Here is a 20,766-nt window from a genome sequence, read left to right as displayed (position 1 = left end):
GCTTCTATCCCTCACGCACTCTCGTCATTTAAGAACATTTAATTTTTGATTAGAAGTTTAAGAAATAAAGAAATATGAATTTAATAATTGATCTGTTGAAATCGTGGAATATACTCTTATGAGAATAACCAACAACAATTAACTATTAACCATCAACGATAAAGTATGAAGTTAAAAATTAAAATAACCGCAATCTGTTTTGGACTTTTTTCCTTAACAGCAACGGCTCAAAGCGACCTAAAATTATGGTACGATAAACCAGCTTCTATCTGGAACGAAGCTTTGCCTTTAGGTAACGGACGTTTGGGCGCAATGGTTTTTGGCGACCCAGCAGTAGAACGTTTGCAACTGAACGAAGAAACCATTTGGGCAGGATCTCCAAACAGCAATGCACACACTAAATCGATAAAAGCATTACCAATTGTTCGTCAGCTAATTTTTGACGGAAAATTTGATGAAGCGCAGGATCTAGCAACGCAGGATATCATGTCGCAAACCAATGATGGAATGCCATATCAAACTTTCGGAAGCGTTTATATTTCATTCAACGGACATCAAAAATATACCGATTATTACCGTGATTTAGACATCAGCAATGCTACGGCTAAAGTAAAATACAAAGTAAACGGCGTTGAATTTACAAGAGAAATTCTAACCGCATTTTCAGATCAGGTCATTGTGGTAAAACTTACTGCGAGTCAGCCTGGACAGATTACTTGTAACGTTTTCATGAATAGCCCGATTGATAAAACGGTAGCTTCGACAGAAGGAAACCAGATAATACTTTCGGGAGTTGGAACTAATTTTGAAGGCGTAAAAGGAAAAGTAAAATTTCAAGGCCGATTAACAGCTAAAAACAAAGGCGGGCAAATCGATGCCAGCAATGGCGTTTTAAGCATCAACAAAGCAGATGAAGTGATTTTATACATTTCGATTGCTACCAATTTCAAAAACTATCAGGATATTTCAGGTGATGAAATTGCGAAAAGCAAAGATTATTTAGCGAAAGCGGAAACAAAAGATTTTGAAACCATAAAGAAAGCCCACGTTGATTATTACCAAAAATTCTTCAACAGACTTGCCTTAGATTTAGGTTCAAACGAATTGACAAAGAAACCAACAAACGAAAGAATCAGGGATTTTTCGAAACAATTTGATCCGCAATTAGCTTCGTTGTATTTCCAGTTTGGGCGTTATCTTTTAATTTCGAGTTCACAACCAGGCGGACAGCCAGCCAATTTACAAGGAATTTGGAACGATATGGTAACACCACCCTGGGATAGTAAATACACGACAAACATCAATGCCGAAATGAATTACTGGCCGGCACAAGTAACCAATTTGCAGGAAATGCACGAGCCATTTGTGCAAATGGCAAAAGAGTTAGCTGTGACAGGCGCAGAAACGGCAAAAACAATGTACAATGCCAGCGGATGGGTTTTACACCACAATACCGATATTTGGCGTGTAACCGCTCCGGTAGATTCAGCTGCTTCAGGAATGTGGCCGACTGGTGGTGCTTGGGTTTGTCAGGATTTATGGGAAAGATATTTATATACTGGGGATAAAAAATATTTAGCAGAAATTTATCCAATCATGAAAGGCGCTGCCGATTTCTTTTTGGATTTTATGGTAATTGATCCAAATACAAAATATTTAGTGGTTGTGCCGTCAAGTTCTCCTGAAAATACACACGCAGGCGGAACTGGAAAAGCAACGATTGCATCGGGAACGACAATGGACAATCAGCTGGTTTTTGATTTGTTTGCGCATGTAATTGAGGCTTCGGCTTTGGTTTCGCCAGATGCTATTTATGTGAAAAAAGTAAGCGAGGCTTTGGCAAAAATGCCTCCAATGAAAGTGGGTAAACACAATCAGTTGCAGGAATGGCAGGACGATTGGGACAATCCAAAAGACAATCATAGACACGTTTCGCATTTGTACGGATTGTATCCAAGTAATCAGATTTCGCCAATTAAAACGCCTGAATTATTTGAAGCAGCAAAACAATCCCTGATTTACAGAACAGACGAATCTACAGGCTGGTCAATGGGGTGGAAAGTGAATTTATGGGCGAGATTATTAGACGGAAATCATGCGTATAAACTGATTCAGGATCAATTGCATTTGGTAACAGCAGATCAAAGAAAAGGTGGCGGAACGTATCCAAATATGTTAGATGCACATCAGCCATTTCAAATTGACGGTAACTTTGGATGTACTGCCGGTTTTGCCGAAATGCTGATGCAGAGTCAGGAAGATGCTATTCATTTATTGCCAGCTTTACCAACTGTCTGGAAAGACGGAAGCATAAAAGGTTTGGTTGCAAGAGGTGGTTTTGTAATTGATATGACCTGGAAAAATAATAAAGTTTCAACGCTTAAAATCTATTCAAAAATTGGTGGAAATTGCCGATTGAAAGTAGAGAACACTCTAAAAGGTTCTTCAATCAAAAAAACAAAAGGGAAAAATTTAAACCCGTTGTTTTATGATGTGGAAGTGAAGAAACCGATTATTTCTAATGAAGCAAAATTGCCTAAAGTTCAATTGCCAACATACAATATTTACGATGTGAATATGAAAGCAGGGCAGACGTATACTTTTACTGGGAATTAATTGCGATTAGTAAAACGTCCTATTTGTCATTCTGAGGAACGAAGAATCTTCGTTGCAAAATCGACAAAGATTGTGGAGTTACTTGCGAGGATTCTTCGTTCCTCAGAATGACAAAACGATGAGAAAAGAAAAAAAATCAGAATTTAAAAAGATGCTAAAAAATTTCAAACATAAAATAATAACACTTTCAATTGTAATTGCTTCTATAAGTAGCGGTTGCAAATCTGGTGCAGGACATTCTCAAAAAGGAAAAGCGGTTATTTTAAAAGAAAAAAACTTCAAACATTATGTTGATTATTTCAATACGATGGAAGATGAAAATTTGAAGTTTGCGATTCCAAATGACAGTGCTTGGGCGTGGATGGAAAATAATATTCCGTTGTTTGAATGTCCACAGCAGAATTTTGAGGAAATCTATTATTTCAGATGGTGGAGCGTTCGAAAACATATTAAGAATACACCACAAGGATTTGCGATCACAGAGTTTTTGGTAGACCGTTCGTATGCCGATAAATACAATATGATCAGTTGTGCTTTGGGACATCATATCAATGAATTCAGATGGGTTCATGATCCGAAATATATTGAGCAGGATGTGAAAATCTGGTATCGAGGAAATGATGGAAAACCAATGAATAAATTGTATAAATTCAGCAGTTGGACAGCCGATGCTTTATACAATCGTTATTTGGTGAATAAAGATGAAAAATTCTTATTGGATTTGTATCCAGACATGGTTACCGATTATACTGTTTGGGAAAAAGACCGTCAGCGTAAAGATGGATTGTTTTGGCAACATGATGTAAAAGACGGGATGGAAGAATCCTTAAGTGGCGGGCGAAAAGTGCAAAATGCAAGACCAACGATTAACAGTTATATGTACGGAAATGCTGTGGCGATTTCTAAAATGGCAGAAATGAAAGGCGATAAAGATGTTGAAGCAAAATTCAAAGCTAAAGCTGATGTTCTGCAAAAATTAGTGGAAACGAAATTATGGAATCAGAAAAGCGAATTTTTTGAGACCTTTACAGAAAAAGATACTTTGGCGCAGGTTCGAGAAGCCATCGGATTTATTCCGTGGTATTTTAATCTGCCGGAGCAAAATAAAGGTTTTGAAAAAGCTTGGGAGCAAATTAAAGATGAAAAAGGATTTTCGGCTCCGTTTGGTTTAACAACGGCGGAAAGAAGAAGTCCGCGTTTTAGAACACACGGAACAGGAACCTGCGAATGGGATGGTGCGATCTGGCCATTTGCAAGTTCGCAGACATTAACTGCTTTGGCGAATGTTCTGAATAATTACAATCAGAATTATGTAGCAAAACCTGATTATTTCAAACAAATGGAATTATACGTTCAGTCGCAATATTACAGAGGGAAACCTTATCTTGGTGAATATTTGGACGAAACAACGGGTTATTGGTTAATGGGCGACAGGGAAAGAAGCCGTTATTATAATCATTCAACTTTCAATGATTTAGTGATTACTGGCTTGGTTGGTTTACGTCCGAGAGCTGATGAAAAGATTGAAGTAAATCCGTTGATTCCACAAGAAAAATGGGATTGGTTTTGTTTGGATAATGTCCTGTATCACGGCAATATTATTACCATTCTTTGGGATAAAACTGGAGAAAAATATAAAAAAGGGAAAGGTTTTAGAATCTTTAAAAACGGAAAAGAAATTGCGGTTTCTGAGAGATTGGAGAAGTTGGTTTCTGAATAGATGTTTCAATGCTTCGGAGAAGCATAATATTTATAGCAAAATATACACCCAAAAGATAAAAAGCTCCAGCGGAGCGATACCTTTAGAAAATTATGTCGCCCCTCTGGGGCTTAAGGAAATACGATTATAAAATCTATAAATATATCGTCCCTCTGGGACTGAAAATAAAATCATGAAAAAGTTTTTTTTACATCTTACCTTAATAATTTTACTTTTCACCATTTCGGCGAAAGCCCAAAACAAAATCAGTGTAAGTGATTTAAAATGCGAAATGCTGACCAATCCGGAAGGAATTGATGTTTTACAGCCGAGATTGAGCTGGAAAATAAAAGCTGTTATTAATGATGTAAAACAAACTTCATATCAGATTACTGCTTCATCAAGTTTAGAGAAATTAAGTGCAGGAAACGGAGATTTATGGGATAGCGGAAAAGTTCAAAGTGACGCTTCTATCAATGTGATTTATAACGGAAAAAAACTAAAAGACCGACAAGATGTTTATTGGAAAGTAACGGTTTTTACGAATAAAGGCGAAGTTCAATCAAAAGAAACGGCACATTTCAGCATCGGAATTTTGACTTATGCAGATTGGAAATCGACACGTTGGATTGGTTATGAAAAATTGTCGAAAGATGACAGCATTTCGCAGTATTCAAAATTGTCAGCACGTTATCTGCGAAAAGAAATCAACCTGAAAAAACAAGTCAAAAGCGCCAAAGTTTATATTATGGGAATGGGCTTGTACGAGTTGTACATTAATGGAAATAAAATTGGTGATCAAGTTTTAGCACCTGTTCCTACCGATTATACCAAAAATATAAAATACAATGTTTTTGATGTGACTTCGCAATTGAAAGAAGGTAAAAACATGCTGGGAACGATTTTAGGAAACGGACGATTTTTTGCTATGCGCCAAGACTATAAACCCTATAAAATCAAGTCATTTGGTTTGCCGAAAATGGCTCTGCAATTATTTGTAGAATATACCGATGGAAGCAAAGACGTTATCAGAACTGATGATACTTGGAAACTAACAACCGACGGCCCGATTTTGGCTAACAATGAATACGATGGCGAAGAATATGACGCCCGCAAGGAAATGAAAGGCTGGAGCACGACCAATTTTGATGATAAAAACTGGATAAACGCCAGATACGTTCAAGAACCGGGAGGATTCTATGAAGGACAGATGTCGGCGAATATGAAGATTAAACGCGAAGTAAAACCGATTTCAATCAAACAAACGCCAAAAGGAACTTATATCTTGGATATGGGGCAAAATATGGTGGGCTGGTTACAGTTGAAAGTAAAAGGGAACGCTGGCGACAAAATCGCGATGAAATTTGCTGAATCGTTACAACCAGATGGTTCGTTGTATATTGCCAATCTTCGTGATGCGAAAACAACTGATATTTATACGTTAAAAGGCGAAGGCGAAGAAGTTTGGGAACCTCGTTTTATTTTTCACGGATTCAGATTTGTGGAAATCTCAGGATTTAAAACAAAACCAGCTTTAGAAAATTTTGTTGGAAAAGTCGTTTATGATGATATTCAGACCACAGGAACTTTCGATTCTTCAAACCCAATCATAAATCAGATTTTTAAGAATGCATGGTGGGGAATCAGCGGAAATTATAAAGGAATGCCAATTGATTGTCCGCAAAGAAATGAACGTCAGCCTTGGTTAGGAGATAGAACAACAGGAGCTTACGGAGAAAGTTTCTTATTTGATAATCAGACTTTATATGCGAAATGGTTAGACGATATTAAAAACTCACAAACTATTGATGGTGGAATTCCAGATGTGGCACCAGCTTTTTGGCGTTATTACGGCGATAATGTAACTTGGCCGGGAACGTATATTACAGTTGCAGATATGTTATATCAGCAATTTGGAGATACAAAAGTGGTAGAAAAACAATATCCATATATGAAAAAATGGATGGATTATATGGAAGAAAACTATTTGGTTGATGATATTATGACCAAAGACAAATATGGCGATTGGTGCGTTCCGCCAGAATCTTTGGAATTAATTCGTTCCAAAGATCCTTCTCGTTTAACGGATGGCGAATTGATTTCGAGTGCGTTTTATTATCAGCTTTTAAATATCATGAAAAAGTTTGCGGTAATCGCGAATGCACAAAATGACATTAAACATTATGATGAATTAGCTTCAAGAATTAAAAAAGCATTCAATGCTAAATATTTCAATGCATCAAAAAACAGCTACGCGAATAATACCGTAACGGCCAATTTATTGCCTTTGACTTTCGGAATGGTTCCAGAAGAATTAAAACAAAAGGTTTTCGAAAATCTGGTACATGAAGTTGAAGTGACTAAAAATGGTCACGTAAGTACAGGAGTAATCGGAACTCAGTTTTTAATGCGAACGCTGACTAATTTTGGTCGTGGCGATTTGGCTTTCAAACTGGCATCAAATAAAACATATCCAAGTTGGGGGTATATGGTCGAAAATGGCGCTACAACAATCTGGGAACTTTGGAATGGAAACACGGCAGATCCTGCAATGAATTCGCAAAATCACGTCATGCTTTTAGGCGATTTATTGATTTGGTATTACGAAAATATGGCAGGAATTAAAAGCAACCCTGAAACTCCTGGTTTTAAACAAATTATTATGAAACCAGATTTTAATGCAGGATTGACTTACGTAAATGCGTCATACGAATCAATTTACGGAACAATTAAAAGCGATTGGAAAAAAGATAAAAAAGCATTGGTTTGGAATATTACTATTCCGGCTAATACTTCTGCAATTGTGTATCTTCCTGCCACTAATGTTTCAGCCATTTCAATCAATAAACAGAAGCTGGATAAGACTTCTTACACTTATTCGGTAGAAAAAAATCAAACAATTGTCACACTTTCGTCAGGAAATTTTGCTATTAGCGTTAAATAATCTGCATTTTTAATAATTCGGGACAGTACAGGATACATTGTTAATTTTTTGGTGTTATTTTTACACTTATTAAATATTTTTACCTAAAAAAATGTTAGGTATGTATTTATAGTCAGAAAAAATAATTCATAATTTAATTAAGAATGAAGATAACAAAATTAGCATTTGTCTTGTTTGGACTTTTCCTTTTAGGAAGTTGTAAATCGGCTTTAGAGAAAAAGACTTGGAAAGAAGGAATTTTAGTAGATCAGTTTATTTACGATAAAGCGCCTTATCCGTCTTGCCACGCCGTTACAATTGTCGAAGCTACAAATGGTGATTTAGTTGCCTCATGGTTTGGAGGAACTCACGAAAGACATCCTGATGTTTGCATTTACGTAGCTATCAAACCCAAAGAAAGTGATACTTGGAATGAAGGTGTAAAAGTTGCAGATGGTGTCATGAAAGAAGGCCCAAGATTACCAACTTGGAACCCTGTTTTATATCAGATTCCAGGTGGCGATTTAATGTTATTCTACAAAATAGGACCAAAACCATCAGAATGGTGGGGCGTAATCAGAACTTCATCTGATGGCGGAAAAACTTGGTCTGAGGCTCAAAAAATGCCAGATGGTTTCTTAGGACCAATCAAAAATAAACCAGTTTTATTAAGCAACGGAACTCTATTATGTCCGTCAAGTATCGAAGGTGATGGTTGGAGATTACGCATGGAATCTACTCCAGATTTCGGAAAAACTTGGGTAATGGGAGACACGCTTCCAAGAGGAAAACAAAAAATCAATGCGATTCAGCCAAGTATTTTGTTTCATAAGGACGGAAGTATTCAGGCAATTGGAAGAACCAGAAACAGAGCAATTTTCAGTACATTTTCAAAAGACAACGGAAAAACTTGGTCGGACGTAGAGTTAATCGGATTACCAAATAACAACTCAGGAACAGATGCTGTTACACTTAAAGACGGCAGGCATTTACTGGTTTACAATCACGTTTTGCCTCCAGGAAAAGAAGCAAAAGGACCAAGAACGCCTTTGAATGTTTCGGTTTCTAAAGATGGAATTCATTGGAATGCCGCTTTGGTTTTAGAAGATTCAAAAATCAGTCAATATTCTTATCCTTCAATGATTCAAAGTTCAGACGGTATGGTTCATATTGTTTACACTTGGAGAAGAGAAAAACTGAAATATGTAAAAGTTGATCCAAGTAAATTAGTGGCACTTCCAATTAAAAACGGAATCTGGCCAGGTGAAGAAGGAAAAGTTGTTACAGCAGTAAAAGCGGAAGAAGAGTAAAATAAATTGAACAATTAAGAGATTAAGAAAGTTAAGTTGCTGTATCTATTTATTCTTTTAAAAAGAACATTAAGCTTAATTTTCTTCATCTTCTAATGATAATTATTAAAAGTATTGAAGCTTAATTTCCTTAATGCCTTAATGGTAAAACCAATTAACATGAAGCTAAATAAAAACTTAATTGTTGCAATACTTATTCTTGTAGCAACAACATTCAATAGCTGTGCAACAGCTCAGTCTTCAAACAAAAAACAAAAATATAAAGTTGCGGTTTGCGACTGGATGATTTTGAAAAGACAAAAATTAGGTGCTTTTGGGTTAGCATCTGAAATCAAAGCAGACGGGATCGAACTCGATATGGGAGGTTTAGGAAACCGCCCAACTTTTGACAGCAAATTGGGCGACCCAGTCGAAAGACAAAAATTCTTAGATAAATCAAAAGAAACTGGCGTTGGAATCAGTTCGATTGCGATGTCTGGATTTTATGCACAATCTTTTGCTACGAGAGAAATCACGCCCATGATTACGGATTGTATTCAGGCGATGAAAAACATGAAAGTAAAAGTGGCATATCTTCCATTAGGAACTCAGACCGATTTAGTTAAAAATCCGGAATTGCGTCCAGAAGTAATTAAAAGATTACAATGGGCAGGAAAAGAAGTCGGGAAAATTGGTGGTGTAATTGCAATTGAAACTTCTTTGGACGCGACAGAAGAGAAAAAACTTTTAGACGAAGTCGGTTCAAAATACATTAAAAGTTCATTCAATTTTGCGAATGCTTTAGACAATAAAAGAGATATTTCGTCAGAATTAAAAATCTTAGGCAAGAAATATCTAGCGCAGATCCATGCTTCAAATACTGATCAATTTTGGTTAGAAAACGACCCCGCGATTGACATGCTTAAAATCAAAGCAACATTAGATGAAATGAAATGGAGCGGATGGCTGATTGTAGAGCGTTCTCGTGATGTAATACAAGTTCATAATGTAAAAGCTAATTACGGAGCAAATGTGACGTATTTAAAACGCATTTTCCAAAACTAAAATCAAAAAAATATCTGCTAAATCTGCTAGATCTGCGGGAAAAAAATACTCTCGCAGATTTAGCAGATCAAGCAGATTAATTCATTTTCAAGAATAAATCATATTACCATGAAATATTTACAATTACTTTTTTTATGTTTTTTCATTTCTTTCGCGACAGCGCAGAACATCACAGTTGTAAGTGATGCCAATTCGCCGAGAGTAAAATTTGGAGCAGAGAAATTATCAGAAACGCTTACAGCAAAAGGTTTCAGCGTAACTTCTTCTGATAAATTCAAAAAATCAAAAGATAAAGTAATTGTAATAGGAGAAAAAGGAACCGATTTCTGGAAACAGACTGCTAAAAGCGCTAAAATTGACGACAGCAAATTAACTAAGAAAGAAGGTTTTCAGATTCGTACTCAAAATAATGTAATTTATATTGAAGGAACAGATGCTTCAGGAGCTTTGTATGGAGCATTAGAATTAACAGATAAAATTAAAGCTTCAGGAAAACTTCCTTCAGAAATTAGTATTGATGACAGTCCGGAAATGGTTTTGAGAGGCGCTTGTATCGGAATGCAGAAACCAGTTTATCTTCCTGGGCGTGATGTTTACGAATATCCGTATACACCAGAAACTTTTCCTTGGTTTTATGATAAAGCTTTGTGGGTGAAATATTTAGATATGCTGGTAGAAAACCGCATGAACTCATTGTATTTATGGAATGGACATCCTTTTGCTTCTTTAGTGAAACTAAAAGAATATCCTTTTGCTGTAGAAGTAAGCGATGAAGATTTTAAAAAAAATGAAGAAATCTATAAATTCTTAACGGTTGAAGCCAATAAAAGAGGAATTTGGGTAATTCAGATGTTCTATAATATTCTTGTTTCTAAACCTTTTGCAGAGCATTACAACATTAAAACTCAGGATCGTTCAAGACCAATAACGCCTTTATTATCTGATTACACCAGAAAATCTATCGCCGCTTTCATAGAAAAATACCCAAACGTTGGTTTAATGGTTTGTTTGGGAGAAGCAATCAATACCGTTGATGATGACGTAGAATGGTTTACCAAAACCATTATTCCGGGTGTTCGTGACGGTTTACAGGCATTAGGAAAAACAGAAGAACCGCCAATTATCCTTCGTTCTCACGATACAGACGGGCCTTTGGTAATGGAAAAATCACTTCCGTTATACAAAAACCTTTACACAGAAAGTAAATATACTGGTGAATCTTTAACAACTTATACTCCGGGCGGACCATGGGGAGAAACGCACAAACAGTTGAGCGCTCTTAAATCAATTCATATTGAGAACGTTCATATTTTGGCAAACTTAGAACCTTTCAGATATGGTTCGCCAGATTTTATTCAGAAAACGGTAAAAGCGATGCACAGTGTTCACGGAGCAAATGCACTGCATTTATATCCACAGGCTTCGTATTGGGATTGGCCATATTCAGCAGATAAAACGAAATCAGGAGAACGTTTATTAGAAATGGATCGTGACTGGATTTGGTACAAAGCTTGGGCGAGATATGCTTGGGATAGCCAAAGAGATCGTAACGAAGAAGTTAAATTCTGGGATAAAGATTTAGCAACGAAATTCGGAACAACTCAAGAAGCAGCAAATAACATTCTAAAAGCATACGAAGAAACAGGTGAAATTGCTCCAAAAACCTTAAGACGTTTCGGAATCACAGAAGGAAATCGCCAAACTTTATTGTTAGGAATGTTCGAAAGTCAGTTGGTAAATCCGTCTAAATGGCGTGTTTATCCAGGATTCCACGAATCTTGCGGACCAGCGGGAGAATTGCTTTTAGAATATGCTAAAAAAGAATGGAACAAAGAACCGCATTCAGGTGAACTTCCAACGCAGATTATTGCTGAAATTACAGAACACGGAAGATTAGCAGTTGAAGCAATTGATAAAGCTGAAGCGAGCGTAACCAAAGACAAAGAAGAATTTGCACGTCTTAAAAATGATATGCATGCTTATAAGGCTTTCGCCGATTTCTTTTCAGAAAAAGTAAAAGCAGCTTTATTGGTTTTAAGATACAGTTATTCAAACGATATCAGCGATTTAGACAAAGCAATGCCTCATTTAGAGAAAAGCATCGAGCATTACGAATTATTGGTTAACTTGACAAAAGATACTTATTATTATGCGAATAGTATGCAGACCGCTCAACGCCGAATTCCGATTGGAGGAGACGATGGAAACAACAAAACTTGGGCTGAATTGTTACCTCATTACGAACGTGAGTTGGCTAATTTTAAAAGAAATTTAGAAAAGCTAAAAGCATCAAAAGATGGTAAAATTGAAACCAAAGAAGGAAAACCTTGGAAAACAGCTGAAGTAACTTTCATCGACGAAAAACCGGGAACTTATTTAGTTAAAACTGGAACAAAAGTGTACGGAACAGATATTTCTGAATTAACTAAAATCGCTCCAGAACTTCAAAATCTCAAAGGATTCTCGTTCGTAGAAAACGATCAAAACGAAAAAGGAACACATTCAAAGTTTAGAAATACAAAAGCTGTTAAATTAGTTGTGGGGTATTTCAATTCAGATCAAAAAAGATTTTTGTTACCACCAAGTTTAGAAACTGATGCAGCAGGAAATGCTCACGGTCAGGCCGAAGTGATTTTGGCAAGTGCTATTAATTTAAAAGAGCTTCCACGTGTAAATATTCATACATACACTTTCCAACCGGGCGAGAATAAATTAGACTTAGGAAAAGGAAAAGTATTGATTTTAGGTTTTATCGACGCAGATCAAACCATAACGCCACGTGATGTTGGATATATTGATGCAGGAGAAAAAGCAGCGATAGACTGGTTGTTTTATTAAGAATAATTTGGGCGTGCCCCTCCGGGTCGGGCTTTCGGCTATATCTTTTATTCCGCTCCGCTACATAAAAGGATACCGCCTCAATCCCTCACGCGAACTCGTTGTTAATTTAGACCTAACATGTTTTTAAAATCTGTTAGTTTTAATTGAAAATATAAACACAATCTTGTCATCCCCGAGGAACGAGGGATCTCCGCAAGTAACTCCGCATAGTTTGTCATTTCGAGGAACGAGAAATCACACTAGAAATTCCGTCTCGAAATTTCGTCAATCTTTGTCGAGTTACTAGTGTGATTTCTCCTTACGTCGAAATGACAAAAAGTTGAGTGAAATAAAAACTTTAATAACCTTATATTACTTATATGGTTTAATAAGAAAATATGAATAGAATAGTTTTTTTTATTTTTTGTTTTTTCTCAAGTCTTTGCTCTGTTTGGAGTCAGAGCAAAGATTCAGGGAAGTTTCGTAAAGAGATTTCGCTGAATTCATCTTGGGAAACCATAATGTTGGAAAATCTTCCGGTGCAGGAAGAGAGGTTTGTAGACCATCCAAAAACTGATTCTGATTGGCAGAAGGTTAGTGTGCCTCACAATTGGGATCAGTATTATGGTTTTAGAAGAACAAAACATGGAAATTTACACGGCACTGCTTGGTACAAAAAGACACTAAAACTCGATAAGAAAGACAGCTTAAAACAGCATTTTCTTTATTTCGAAGGTGTAAGTTCGTACGCTACTGTTTGGGTAAATGGCAAAAAAGTTGGAGAACACAAAGGCGGACGCACGACTTTTACATTAGACATTACAAAAGCCGTTTCTTTTGACAAAGAAAATATCATTTTAGTAAAAGCTTCACATCCGTCATTTATAGCCGATTTACCTTGGGTTTGCGGTGGCTGTTCTGGCGAATGGGGATTTTCGGAAGGTTCTCAGCCAATGGGTATTTTCAGGCCAGTTTCTTTAATAATTACAAACGATGTCAGAATTCAGCCTTTTGGCGTTCATATCTGGAATGATAAATCAGTTTCTAAGCGAAAGGCTATTCTTCATACAACTACAGAAATCAAGAATTACGGCACTTCACAAAGAAATTTAACAATTGAAAATATTCTTCTAGATGCTTCAGGAAAGAAAGTTGCTATTATAAAAATCGATAACAAAATCAATTCTGGAGAAACAAAAGAAATAGCGCAGATACTTCCTGAGATTCAAAATCCGAAATTATGGTCGCCATCTAATCCGTATTTGTATAAATTGGTTACTTCAATTTACGAAAATGGAAAAGTAATTGATCAATTAACAACGACGTACGGAATTCGTTGGGTGAGCTGGCCGGTTAGCCGTGACGGAAAAGATAATCGTTTTTTCATAAATGACGAACTGGTTTTTATAAATGGCGTTTGTGAATACGAACATTTAATTGGAAAAAGTCATTCGTTTTCAGATGAAATGATTCATTCCAGAATTGGGCAAATCAAAGCAGGCGGATTTAATGCTTTTAGAGAAGCACATCAGCCTCATAATTTATTATATCAAAAAGAATTGGACGAAAACGGAATTTTATTTTGGAGTCAGTTTTCTGCACATATTTGGTATGATACGCCAGAATTCAAAGAAAACTTTAAAACATTATTAAGAGAATGGATTAAAGAACGCAGAAACAGTCCGTCTGTAGTAATGTGGGGATTGCAGAACGAAAGTACGATTCCAAAAGAATTTGCTGAAGAATGCACGCAGACTATCCGCGAAATGGATCCGTTATCAGCTTCGCAAAGAATTGTAACGACTTGTAATGGTGGAGAAGGAACCGATTGGAATGTGGTTCAAAACTGGTCGGGAACTTACGGTGGAGATCCGTTGAAGTATCATTTAGAAATGACAACGCAGTTATTAAACGGAGAATATGGCGCGTGGCGTTCAGCCGATTTACATACCGAGGGCGAGTTTGATCAAAAAGGGACTTTAAGCGAAAACCGTTTTTCTCAATTAATGGAAATTAAAGTTAGAGAAGCCGAATCGGTAAAAGATAAAATTGCGGGACAATTCAACTGGCTTTTTGCTTCGCACGAAAATCCGGGAAGAGTGCAGAATGGCGAAGGATTTAGAGATATTGACAAAGTTGGTCCAGTAAATTACAAAGGACTTTTTACGATTTGGGGTGAACCTTTGGATGCTTTTTATATGTATCGGGCGAATTATGTTTCGAACAAAACCAATCCGATGGTTTATATCGTTTCGCACACTTGGCCAAGCCGTTGGGAAAAACCGGGAATCCAAAACGGAATCGATATTTATTCCAATTGTGATGAAGTGGAATTGTTTAATGACGTCAATAAAGTTTCACTTGGAAAATTAAAAAATCCGGGAATCGGACAGCATTTTCAATTCAATAATGTCAATATTCAGTATAATGTTTTATATGCCGTTGGTTATGTAAACGGAAAAGTAGTTGCAAAAGATTATATTGTTTTAAATAATTTGCCTAAAGCACCCAATTTTGAAACTTTAGTTGCGGATAAAAACGATATTTTAAAACCGAATAAAAGTTACAATTATCTTTATAGAGTTAACTGCGGAGGTTCTGAATTGACAGATAGTTCAGGAAATATTTGGTCGACAGACAGGCATAAAAGCGGACAAAATACTTGGGGTTCATTATCATGGACCGATAATTTTGAGAAACTTCCAGACTTTTTTGCCAGCCAAAGAAAAACTTTCGATCCAATAAACGGCACAAAAGATCCTGAGTTGTTTCAAAGTTTTAGATATGGTGTTGATAAATTGCGTTACGAATTTCCTGCTCCAGACGGCGAATATTTAGTAGAACTTTATTTCACAGAACCTTGGTACGGAACTGGAGGCGGAATGGATTGCAAAGGCTGGCGTTTGTTTGATGTTGCCATTAATGAAAATGTAGTTTTAAAAGATTTTGATATTTGGTCAGAAGCAGGACATGACAACGCTTTAAAGAAAACGTTCGTAGTAAAAAGCGTAAACGGAAAAATTGTAATTTCATTTCCAAATGTAAAAGCTTCGCAGGCGATTATTTCTGCGATTGCGATTGCTACGAAAGATAAAAACAGTAAACCTGTTACAGAATCTCCAAGCAATATTCAGCATGTGAGTTTAGATTCTAAAGACTTTAAAATAGCTTCTTGGTTAGATATTAATTCGAAGCAATATGTTGATTCAGAAGTGAGTTTTACCGAATTGCCTTCAGAAGTTTTTGGAGCAGATTATTTACAGTTTTCAATTAATTCAAAAAATAAAGGTTCATTTACAGCAAAAGAAGAATCGACGATTTATGTTTTAGTTGACAGTAAAATAAAAACAGTAAACGGACTTTTGGATTATAAAAAGATAGAGGAAAAAGCGAAAAACAGCAACGGAATTTTATTTGAGGTTTTTACTAAAAAAGTAAATAAAGGCGAGAAGGTTCTTTTTGATAATGGAGAAACAATCTCTACCATTGTGGTCGTTCCAACTTACGACATGGGCGAAAAAGACGATTCGAGACCTGTCGTAATCATCGAAGCTGAAAAAACAAAAACAACTGGAGCGGGAATCGAAAAAGGAAATTTCAAAAAAGCGGATTATATTGAGTTCACTAAAAAGACAAATAATAGCATCGAGTTTGAAGTAAAACCGGGCGTTGCGGGAATTTATTTAATGCGTTTCCGTTTTATGAATCGAAACGAAACACCTTTAAAAGTGAAGTTCAAAATGGAAGATGCGTACGGAATTTTAATGCGAAATGATACGATTGAATTTTTCCCATCGCCTGAAAAATGGAAGATTTTAAATACAACTTCGGGAGGATATATTAATGCAGGAACGTATAAAATTACGTTGGAAGGCGATGATTTGAAGGGGTTAATGTTGGATAATTTCGAATTTCAGTAAATAAAAATAATCTCGCAAAGACGCAGAGTCGCAAAGGAAATTAAACCATATAAGCAATATAAGATAATTTAAGTTTTGTTTTAAATGAACTTATATTGCTTATATGGTTCAGAAAAAAAAACTTTGCGCTTTTGCGTCTTTGCGAGAGAAAAAATAAAAATATGGTTAAGAAAATTACGCTTGCATTTGCAATCATGCTTTCAGTTTCAATTTTTGCACAAAAACAAGTCAGAATTGTAGAAGACTTCAACAAAAACTGGAACTTTAAATTAGGAGATTATCCTGAAGCAATAAATGCCAAATTCAATGTTTCTGATTGGAGAACGCTACAATTACCGCACGATTGGAGTATCGAAGGCGCTTTTGATAAAGATGCTAAAACCAAACAAGCACAGGGATTTTTACCGGCTGGAAAAGGCTGGTATCGTAAAACATTTACTATTCCTGCGAATTGGAAAAACAAAACAGTCTCAATTGAATTTGATGGTGTTTTTAAGAATAGTGAAGTTTTTATCAATGGAAAATCAGTAGGCATTCGTCCAAATGGTTATATTTCTTTTGGATATGATTTGTCTCAATATTTGAGCTTTGGAAAAGAAAATGTTATTGCTTTAAAAGTAGATAATGATTCTCAGCCTAATTCGAGATGGTACACGGGTTCTGGGATTTATAGAAATGTAAGATTAATTGCGAGCGAAAAACTGCACGTTGGAAAATGGGGAACTTTTGTTACTACGCCAGAAGTTTCAGCAGAAAAATCAAAAATACATTTAGAAGTTACCATTGATAATGATAATGTTTCTGTTAAAGAATTTAAGCTCGTTACTTCGATTGTAAATGCAGAAAATAAAGAAGTTGCCAATTTTACTTCAATAGAAAAAATCGGAGCTAAAACGTCTGAGAAAAAGATTCATAATTTAGAAATAAAACAGCAAAAATTATGGAATACAGAAAATCCGTATTTGTATAAAGTTATTACTAAAGTTTACGAGAAATCGAAATTGGTTGATAATTATGAAACACCGCTTGGATTTAGATATTTTAATTTCGATTCAGAAAAAGGTTTTTCATTAAATGGTGTTCCAACCAAGATTTACGGAGTTTGTCTGCATCATGATAATGGTGCTTTAGGAGCGGTAGAAAACATTCATGCCGTTAGAAGAAAACTGACTTTGATGAAAGAAATGGGAGCAAACGCTATTAGAATGTCTCATAATCCACATTCTTTGGAAATGATGCAATTGTGTGACGAAATGGGATTCATTGTTCAGGACGAAGCTTTTGACGTTTGGAAAAAGAAAAAAGTAACCAACGATTACCACAAAGATTGGGATGCTTGGCACAAACAAGATTTAGAAGATTTTATCAAAAGAGATCGCAATCATCCGTCGGTGATGATGTGGAGTATAGGGAACGAAATCAGAGAACAGTTTGATTCGACTGGAATTGCGATTACAAGAGAATTGGCGAAAATTGTAAAATCTTTAGACGTAACGCGTCCTGTAACTTCTGCTTTGACCGAAAATGTAATCGAGAAGAATTTTATTTACCAATCTGGAGCTTTAGATCTTTTAGGTTTCAATTACAAACATGAAGATTATAAAGATTTTCCAACTAAATTTAAAGGACAGAAAATATTAGCTTCAGAAAGTGTTTCAGCTTTAGAAACGCGCGGACATTATGATCAATCGGATAATATTAAAGCTTGGCCAACAAAACACGGTGCTCCGTTTGACGGAAATGCAGATTGGACCGTTTCGGCTTACGATCAGGTAAAATCATATTGGGGCGCTACACACGAAGAAAACTGGAAAACAATTAAAAGTCAGGATTTCATGGCGGGAACTTTTATCTGGACAGGTTTTGATTATATCGGAGAACCTGATCCGTATCCATATCCTGCAAGAAGTTCGTATTTCGGAATCGTCGATTTAGCTGGACTTCCAAAAGATGTGTATTATATGTACCAAAGCGAATGGTCGAAGAAAACAGTTCTGCATATTTTACCGCATTGGAACTGGACAAAAGATCAGGAAATTAATGTTTGGGCGTATTACAATAATGCCGATGAAGTAGAATTATTCTTAAACGGAAAATCGCTTGGCAAAAAATCAAAACAAAATGATGATTTGCATATTGAATGGAAAGTGAAGTTTGAGCCAGGAACTTTAAAAGCCGTTTCCAGAAAGAACGGAAAAGTGGTTTTAGAAAAAGAAATTCATACAGCAGGACAAGCTTCTAAAATAGATTTAAAAGGGGATAAAACGTCTATCAAAAATGATACTTACGATTTGGTTTACATTACGGTTTCAATGCTTGACAAAGACGGAAACTTAGTGCCAAACGCCATGGATTTAATCAATTTTGAAGTAACAGGTGGAGGAAAATTAGTCGGAGTTGATAATGGATATCAAGCCAATTTAGAGTCGTTTAAAGCAAATTCTTGTAAGTTGTTTAATGGAAAATGTGTTGTGATTATTCAATCGAATGGAAAGAAAGACAATGTTCAGTTGAAAGCGACGACTTCTAATTTACAGCCTTCTGCAATTGAAGTTAAAGTGAATCAAATCTCACAAAGTCACAGATCCACAAAGATTTTTTAAACCATATAAGTTATATAAGTAATTTAAGTTTTCGCTTAATTGAACTTATATAACTTATATGGTTTACTTATTTTTTTAAATAAAATTTTTACTTTAGTATTCTGACTTTAAGTAAAATATGGAAAAAGAAAATATCACGAAAAGACAAATTTTGCCGGCTATAATTTTTGCTTTAGAATTATACGCATTGCCAATGCAGTTTTATTTATTATTAAACGGATCAGCATTTTCGTTTTTCAGCGCTGCAGTTCGCTTTTTTAGTTTCTTTACCATTACAACAAACACTATTGTTTTCATTTGTACTGCAGTATTGCTATTTGGCAGAAAATTCAAAATCAATTCTTTTTTCTCAAAATGTACCACCATTACGGCTGTTACAGTTTATATTCTGATTGTTGGAATTGTTTTTAATTTACTGCTTCGTTCTATAGTAAATTTAGAAGGACAGCATCGTATTGTAAGTGAAATTTTCCATAGCATTGTGCCTGTTTTATTTTTTATTTACTGGCTGTTTTTTATCAGCCCCGAAAAAATCTCTTATAGGATTATTTTGCTTTGGCTGATTTATCCGGTTATCTATATAATTTTTACGTTATTTCACGGAATCGCAACTAATTTTTATCCGTATCCTTTTATCGATGTTACTAAATTAGGTTTTAAAACAGCCATTAGAAACGGTCTTTTTGTTTTAATAGCATTTGTGATTTTATCAATTATACTGATTTTGATTTCGAAAATGAGAGCTAAAAAAGCACATTGATTTTAGTTATAACTTATAAATAAAATTTTTAGACTTAATCACTTTTCCATTATCAGTAATCATTACACAGCTATATTCAGTAAATTTTTGAAGTAAAAGCAAACCTTCTTTTTGGCCTAAAACCATTAAGGAAGTGCTTAATCCGTTCGCAGTTTCAGCGTTGGGACCAAAAACCGTAACGCTGCATAAACCGGTTGCAGGATATCCGGTTGCGGGATTTATGATGTGCGAATATCGTTTTCCGTTAAAAACAACAAATTTTTCATAACTGCCGGATGTTGTCACAGCTCCTTGATTTAGTGGAACAACTGCCAAAATTTTTTCAGGTTTAAACGGATTTGTAATTCCTATTTTCCAAGGCTGTCCGTTAGGTTGTTTTCCCCAGGTACTCATATCTCCGGAACCGTTTATAATTCCGGCTTGAATTCCTTTTGTAATCATCATGGTACGACATTTATCGGTTGCGTAACCTTCGCCCAGAGCGCCAAAACCAATTTTCATTCCTTTTAATTTTAGAAAAATTGTCGATTGAACGCTGTCGAGAATGATATTTTTATAGCCTACTTTTTCAACCGATTTTTTTATGGCTTCCGCCGAAGGCATTTCGGTCATTGATCCGTCAAACTTCCAGATTCTGTCCATTGCGGCAAAACTTATGTCAAAACCACCTTTTGTTATTTCAGATAATTTTATGGCTCTTTGAGTAAGTTCAAAAACTTCACTATCGACTTTTATCGGTTTAATTCCGGCATTTTGGTTTACTTGAGAAACTTGAGAATCCGGTTTCCAGTCTGAAATTAAATTTTCAATTCGGATAATTTCTGTAATGATTTCATTAATACTTTGTTCGGCAGTTAGTGAATCTTGGGCAACAATGTTAATATCAAAACGTCCGCCCATAAGCAGGGTAGTTCTTTTTCGTAATATTTGCGAATGTGCTGATAAACAAAAGCTAATTACAAAAACAAATAAAATTTTATAGGACAATTTATGCATAAAATTTTTTTTAAGGAATTTAATAAAAATTCATCGAGACAATAAGTGAAACCCCGATGGGTTTTATTTTGGAAC

Annotated in this window: 10 protein-coding genes; 9 read left to right on the top strand and 1 reads right to left on the bottom strand. The window is 35.6% G+C overall.

All coding sequences use genetic code 11. The features are described 5' to 3' along the window. Positions 1–165 precede the first annotated feature (165 nt). The 9 genes from ABDW27_RS02285 (at position 166) to ABDW27_RS02245 (ending at position 19,695) form a co-directional block, all read left to right on the top strand. Positions 166–2,616 carry a glycoside hydrolase family 95 protein gene (locus tag ABDW27_RS02285; protein ID WP_343694437.1) on the top strand — a complete coding sequence of 817 codons (2,451 nt, stop codon included), beginning with the start codon at positions 166–168 and terminating at the stop codon, positions 2,614–2,616. 118 nt (positions 2,617–2,734) lie between these two features. Further along, the gene (locus ABDW27_RS02280) at positions 2,735–4,336 is read left to right on the top strand and encodes a glycosyl hydrolase family 65 protein (RefSeq protein ID WP_343694436.1); all 1,602 of its coding nucleotides are present in this window, start codon (positions 2,735–2,737) and stop codon (positions 4,334–4,336) included. A gap of 172 nt (positions 4,337–4,508) precedes the next feature. Next, entirely contained in the window at positions 4,509–7,259 is a 2,751-nt protein-coding gene (locus tag ABDW27_RS02275; protein ID WP_343694435.1) for a glycoside hydrolase family 78 protein, read from the top strand. 143 nt (positions 7,260–7,402) lie between these two features. Beyond that, a complete protein-coding gene (locus tag ABDW27_RS02270) occupies positions 7,403–8,548 on the top strand; it encodes a sialidase family protein (RefSeq protein ID WP_343694434.1) in 1,146 nt (381 codons plus the stop codon). Positions 8,549–8,707: 159 nt separating this feature from the next. Then, the gene (locus ABDW27_RS02265; RefSeq protein ID WP_343694433.1) at positions 8,708–9,592 is read left to right on the top strand and encodes a TIM barrel protein; all 885 of its coding nucleotides are present in this window, start codon (positions 8,708–8,710) and stop codon (positions 9,590–9,592) included. Between the two features lie 108 nt (positions 9,593–9,700). Next, positions 9,701–12,430, top strand: coding sequence for a glycoside hydrolase family 20 zincin-like fold domain-containing protein (locus tag ABDW27_RS02260; protein ID WP_343694432.1), 2,730 nt, complete (start codon positions 9,701–9,703; stop codon positions 12,428–12,430). Positions 12,431–12,810: 380 nt separating this feature from the next. Further along, on the top strand, positions 12,811–16,332 hold the full coding sequence (locus ABDW27_RS02255) for a malectin domain-containing carbohydrate-binding protein (protein WP_343694431.1): 3,522 nt from the start codon (positions 12,811–12,813) through the stop codon (positions 16,330–16,332). A gap of 161 nt (positions 16,333–16,493) precedes the next feature. After that, positions 16,494–18,935, top strand: a complete 2,442-nt coding sequence (locus tag ABDW27_RS02250) for a sugar-binding domain-containing protein (protein WP_343694430.1) — start codon at positions 16,494–16,496, stop codon at positions 18,933–18,935. Between the two features lie 118 nt (positions 18,936–19,053). After that, entirely contained in the window at positions 19,054–19,695 is a 642-nt protein-coding gene (locus tag ABDW27_RS02245; RefSeq protein ID WP_343694429.1) for a Pr6Pr family membrane protein, read from the top strand. A gap of 6 nt (positions 19,696–19,701) precedes the next feature. On the opposite strand, the gene ABDW27_RS02240 is transcribed toward ABDW27_RS02245, so the two are convergent. Beyond that, a complete protein-coding gene (locus ABDW27_RS02240; protein WP_343694428.1) occupies positions 19,702–20,691 on the bottom strand; it encodes an FAD:protein FMN transferase in 990 nt (329 codons plus the stop codon). Between the last annotated feature and the right edge of the window lie 75 nt (positions 20,692–20,766).

It is taken from the genome of Flavobacterium sp. (genome assembly GCF_039595935.1).
Taxonomy (GTDB): Bacteria; Bacteroidota; Bacteroidia; order Flavobacteriales; family Flavobacteriaceae; genus Flavobacterium.
The sequence above is the reverse complement of the archived record's forward strand: the minus strand, read 5'-3'. Positions and strand labels throughout refer to the sequence as shown.

Coding starts and splice junctions, on each gene's coding strand:
- ABDW27_RS02285 (WP_343694437.1), top strand. CDS start 166: ATGAAGTTAAAAATTAAAATAACCGCAATCTGTTTTGGACTTTTTTCC.
- ABDW27_RS02280 (WP_343694436.1), top strand. CDS start 2,735: ATGAGAAAAGAAAAAAAATCAGAATTTAAAAAGATGCTAAAAAATTTC.
- ABDW27_RS02275 (WP_343694435.1), top strand. CDS start 4,509: ATGAAAAAGTTTTTTTTACATCTTACCTTAATAATTTTACTTTTCACC.
- ABDW27_RS02270 (WP_343694434.1), top strand. CDS start 7,403: ATGAAGATAACAAAATTAGCATTTGTCTTGTTTGGACTTTTCCTTTTA.
- ABDW27_RS02265 (WP_343694433.1), top strand. CDS start 8,708: ATGAAGCTAAATAAAAACTTAATTGTTGCAATACTTATTCTTGTAGCA.
- ABDW27_RS02260 (WP_343694432.1), top strand. CDS start 9,701: ATGAAATATTTACAATTACTTTTTTTATGTTTTTTCATTTCTTTCGCG.
- ABDW27_RS02255 (WP_343694431.1), top strand. CDS start 12,811: ATGAATAGAATAGTTTTTTTTATTTTTTGTTTTTTCTCAAGTCTTTGC.
- ABDW27_RS02250 (WP_343694430.1), top strand. CDS start 16,494: ATGGTTAAGAAAATTACGCTTGCATTTGCAATCATGCTTTCAGTTTCA.
- ABDW27_RS02245 (WP_343694429.1), top strand. CDS start 19,054: ATGGAAAAAGAAAATATCACGAAAAGACAAATTTTGCCGGCTATAATT.
- ABDW27_RS02240 (WP_343694428.1), bottom strand. CDS start 20,691: ATGCATAAATTGTCCTATAAAATTTTATTTGTTTTTGTAATTAGCTTT.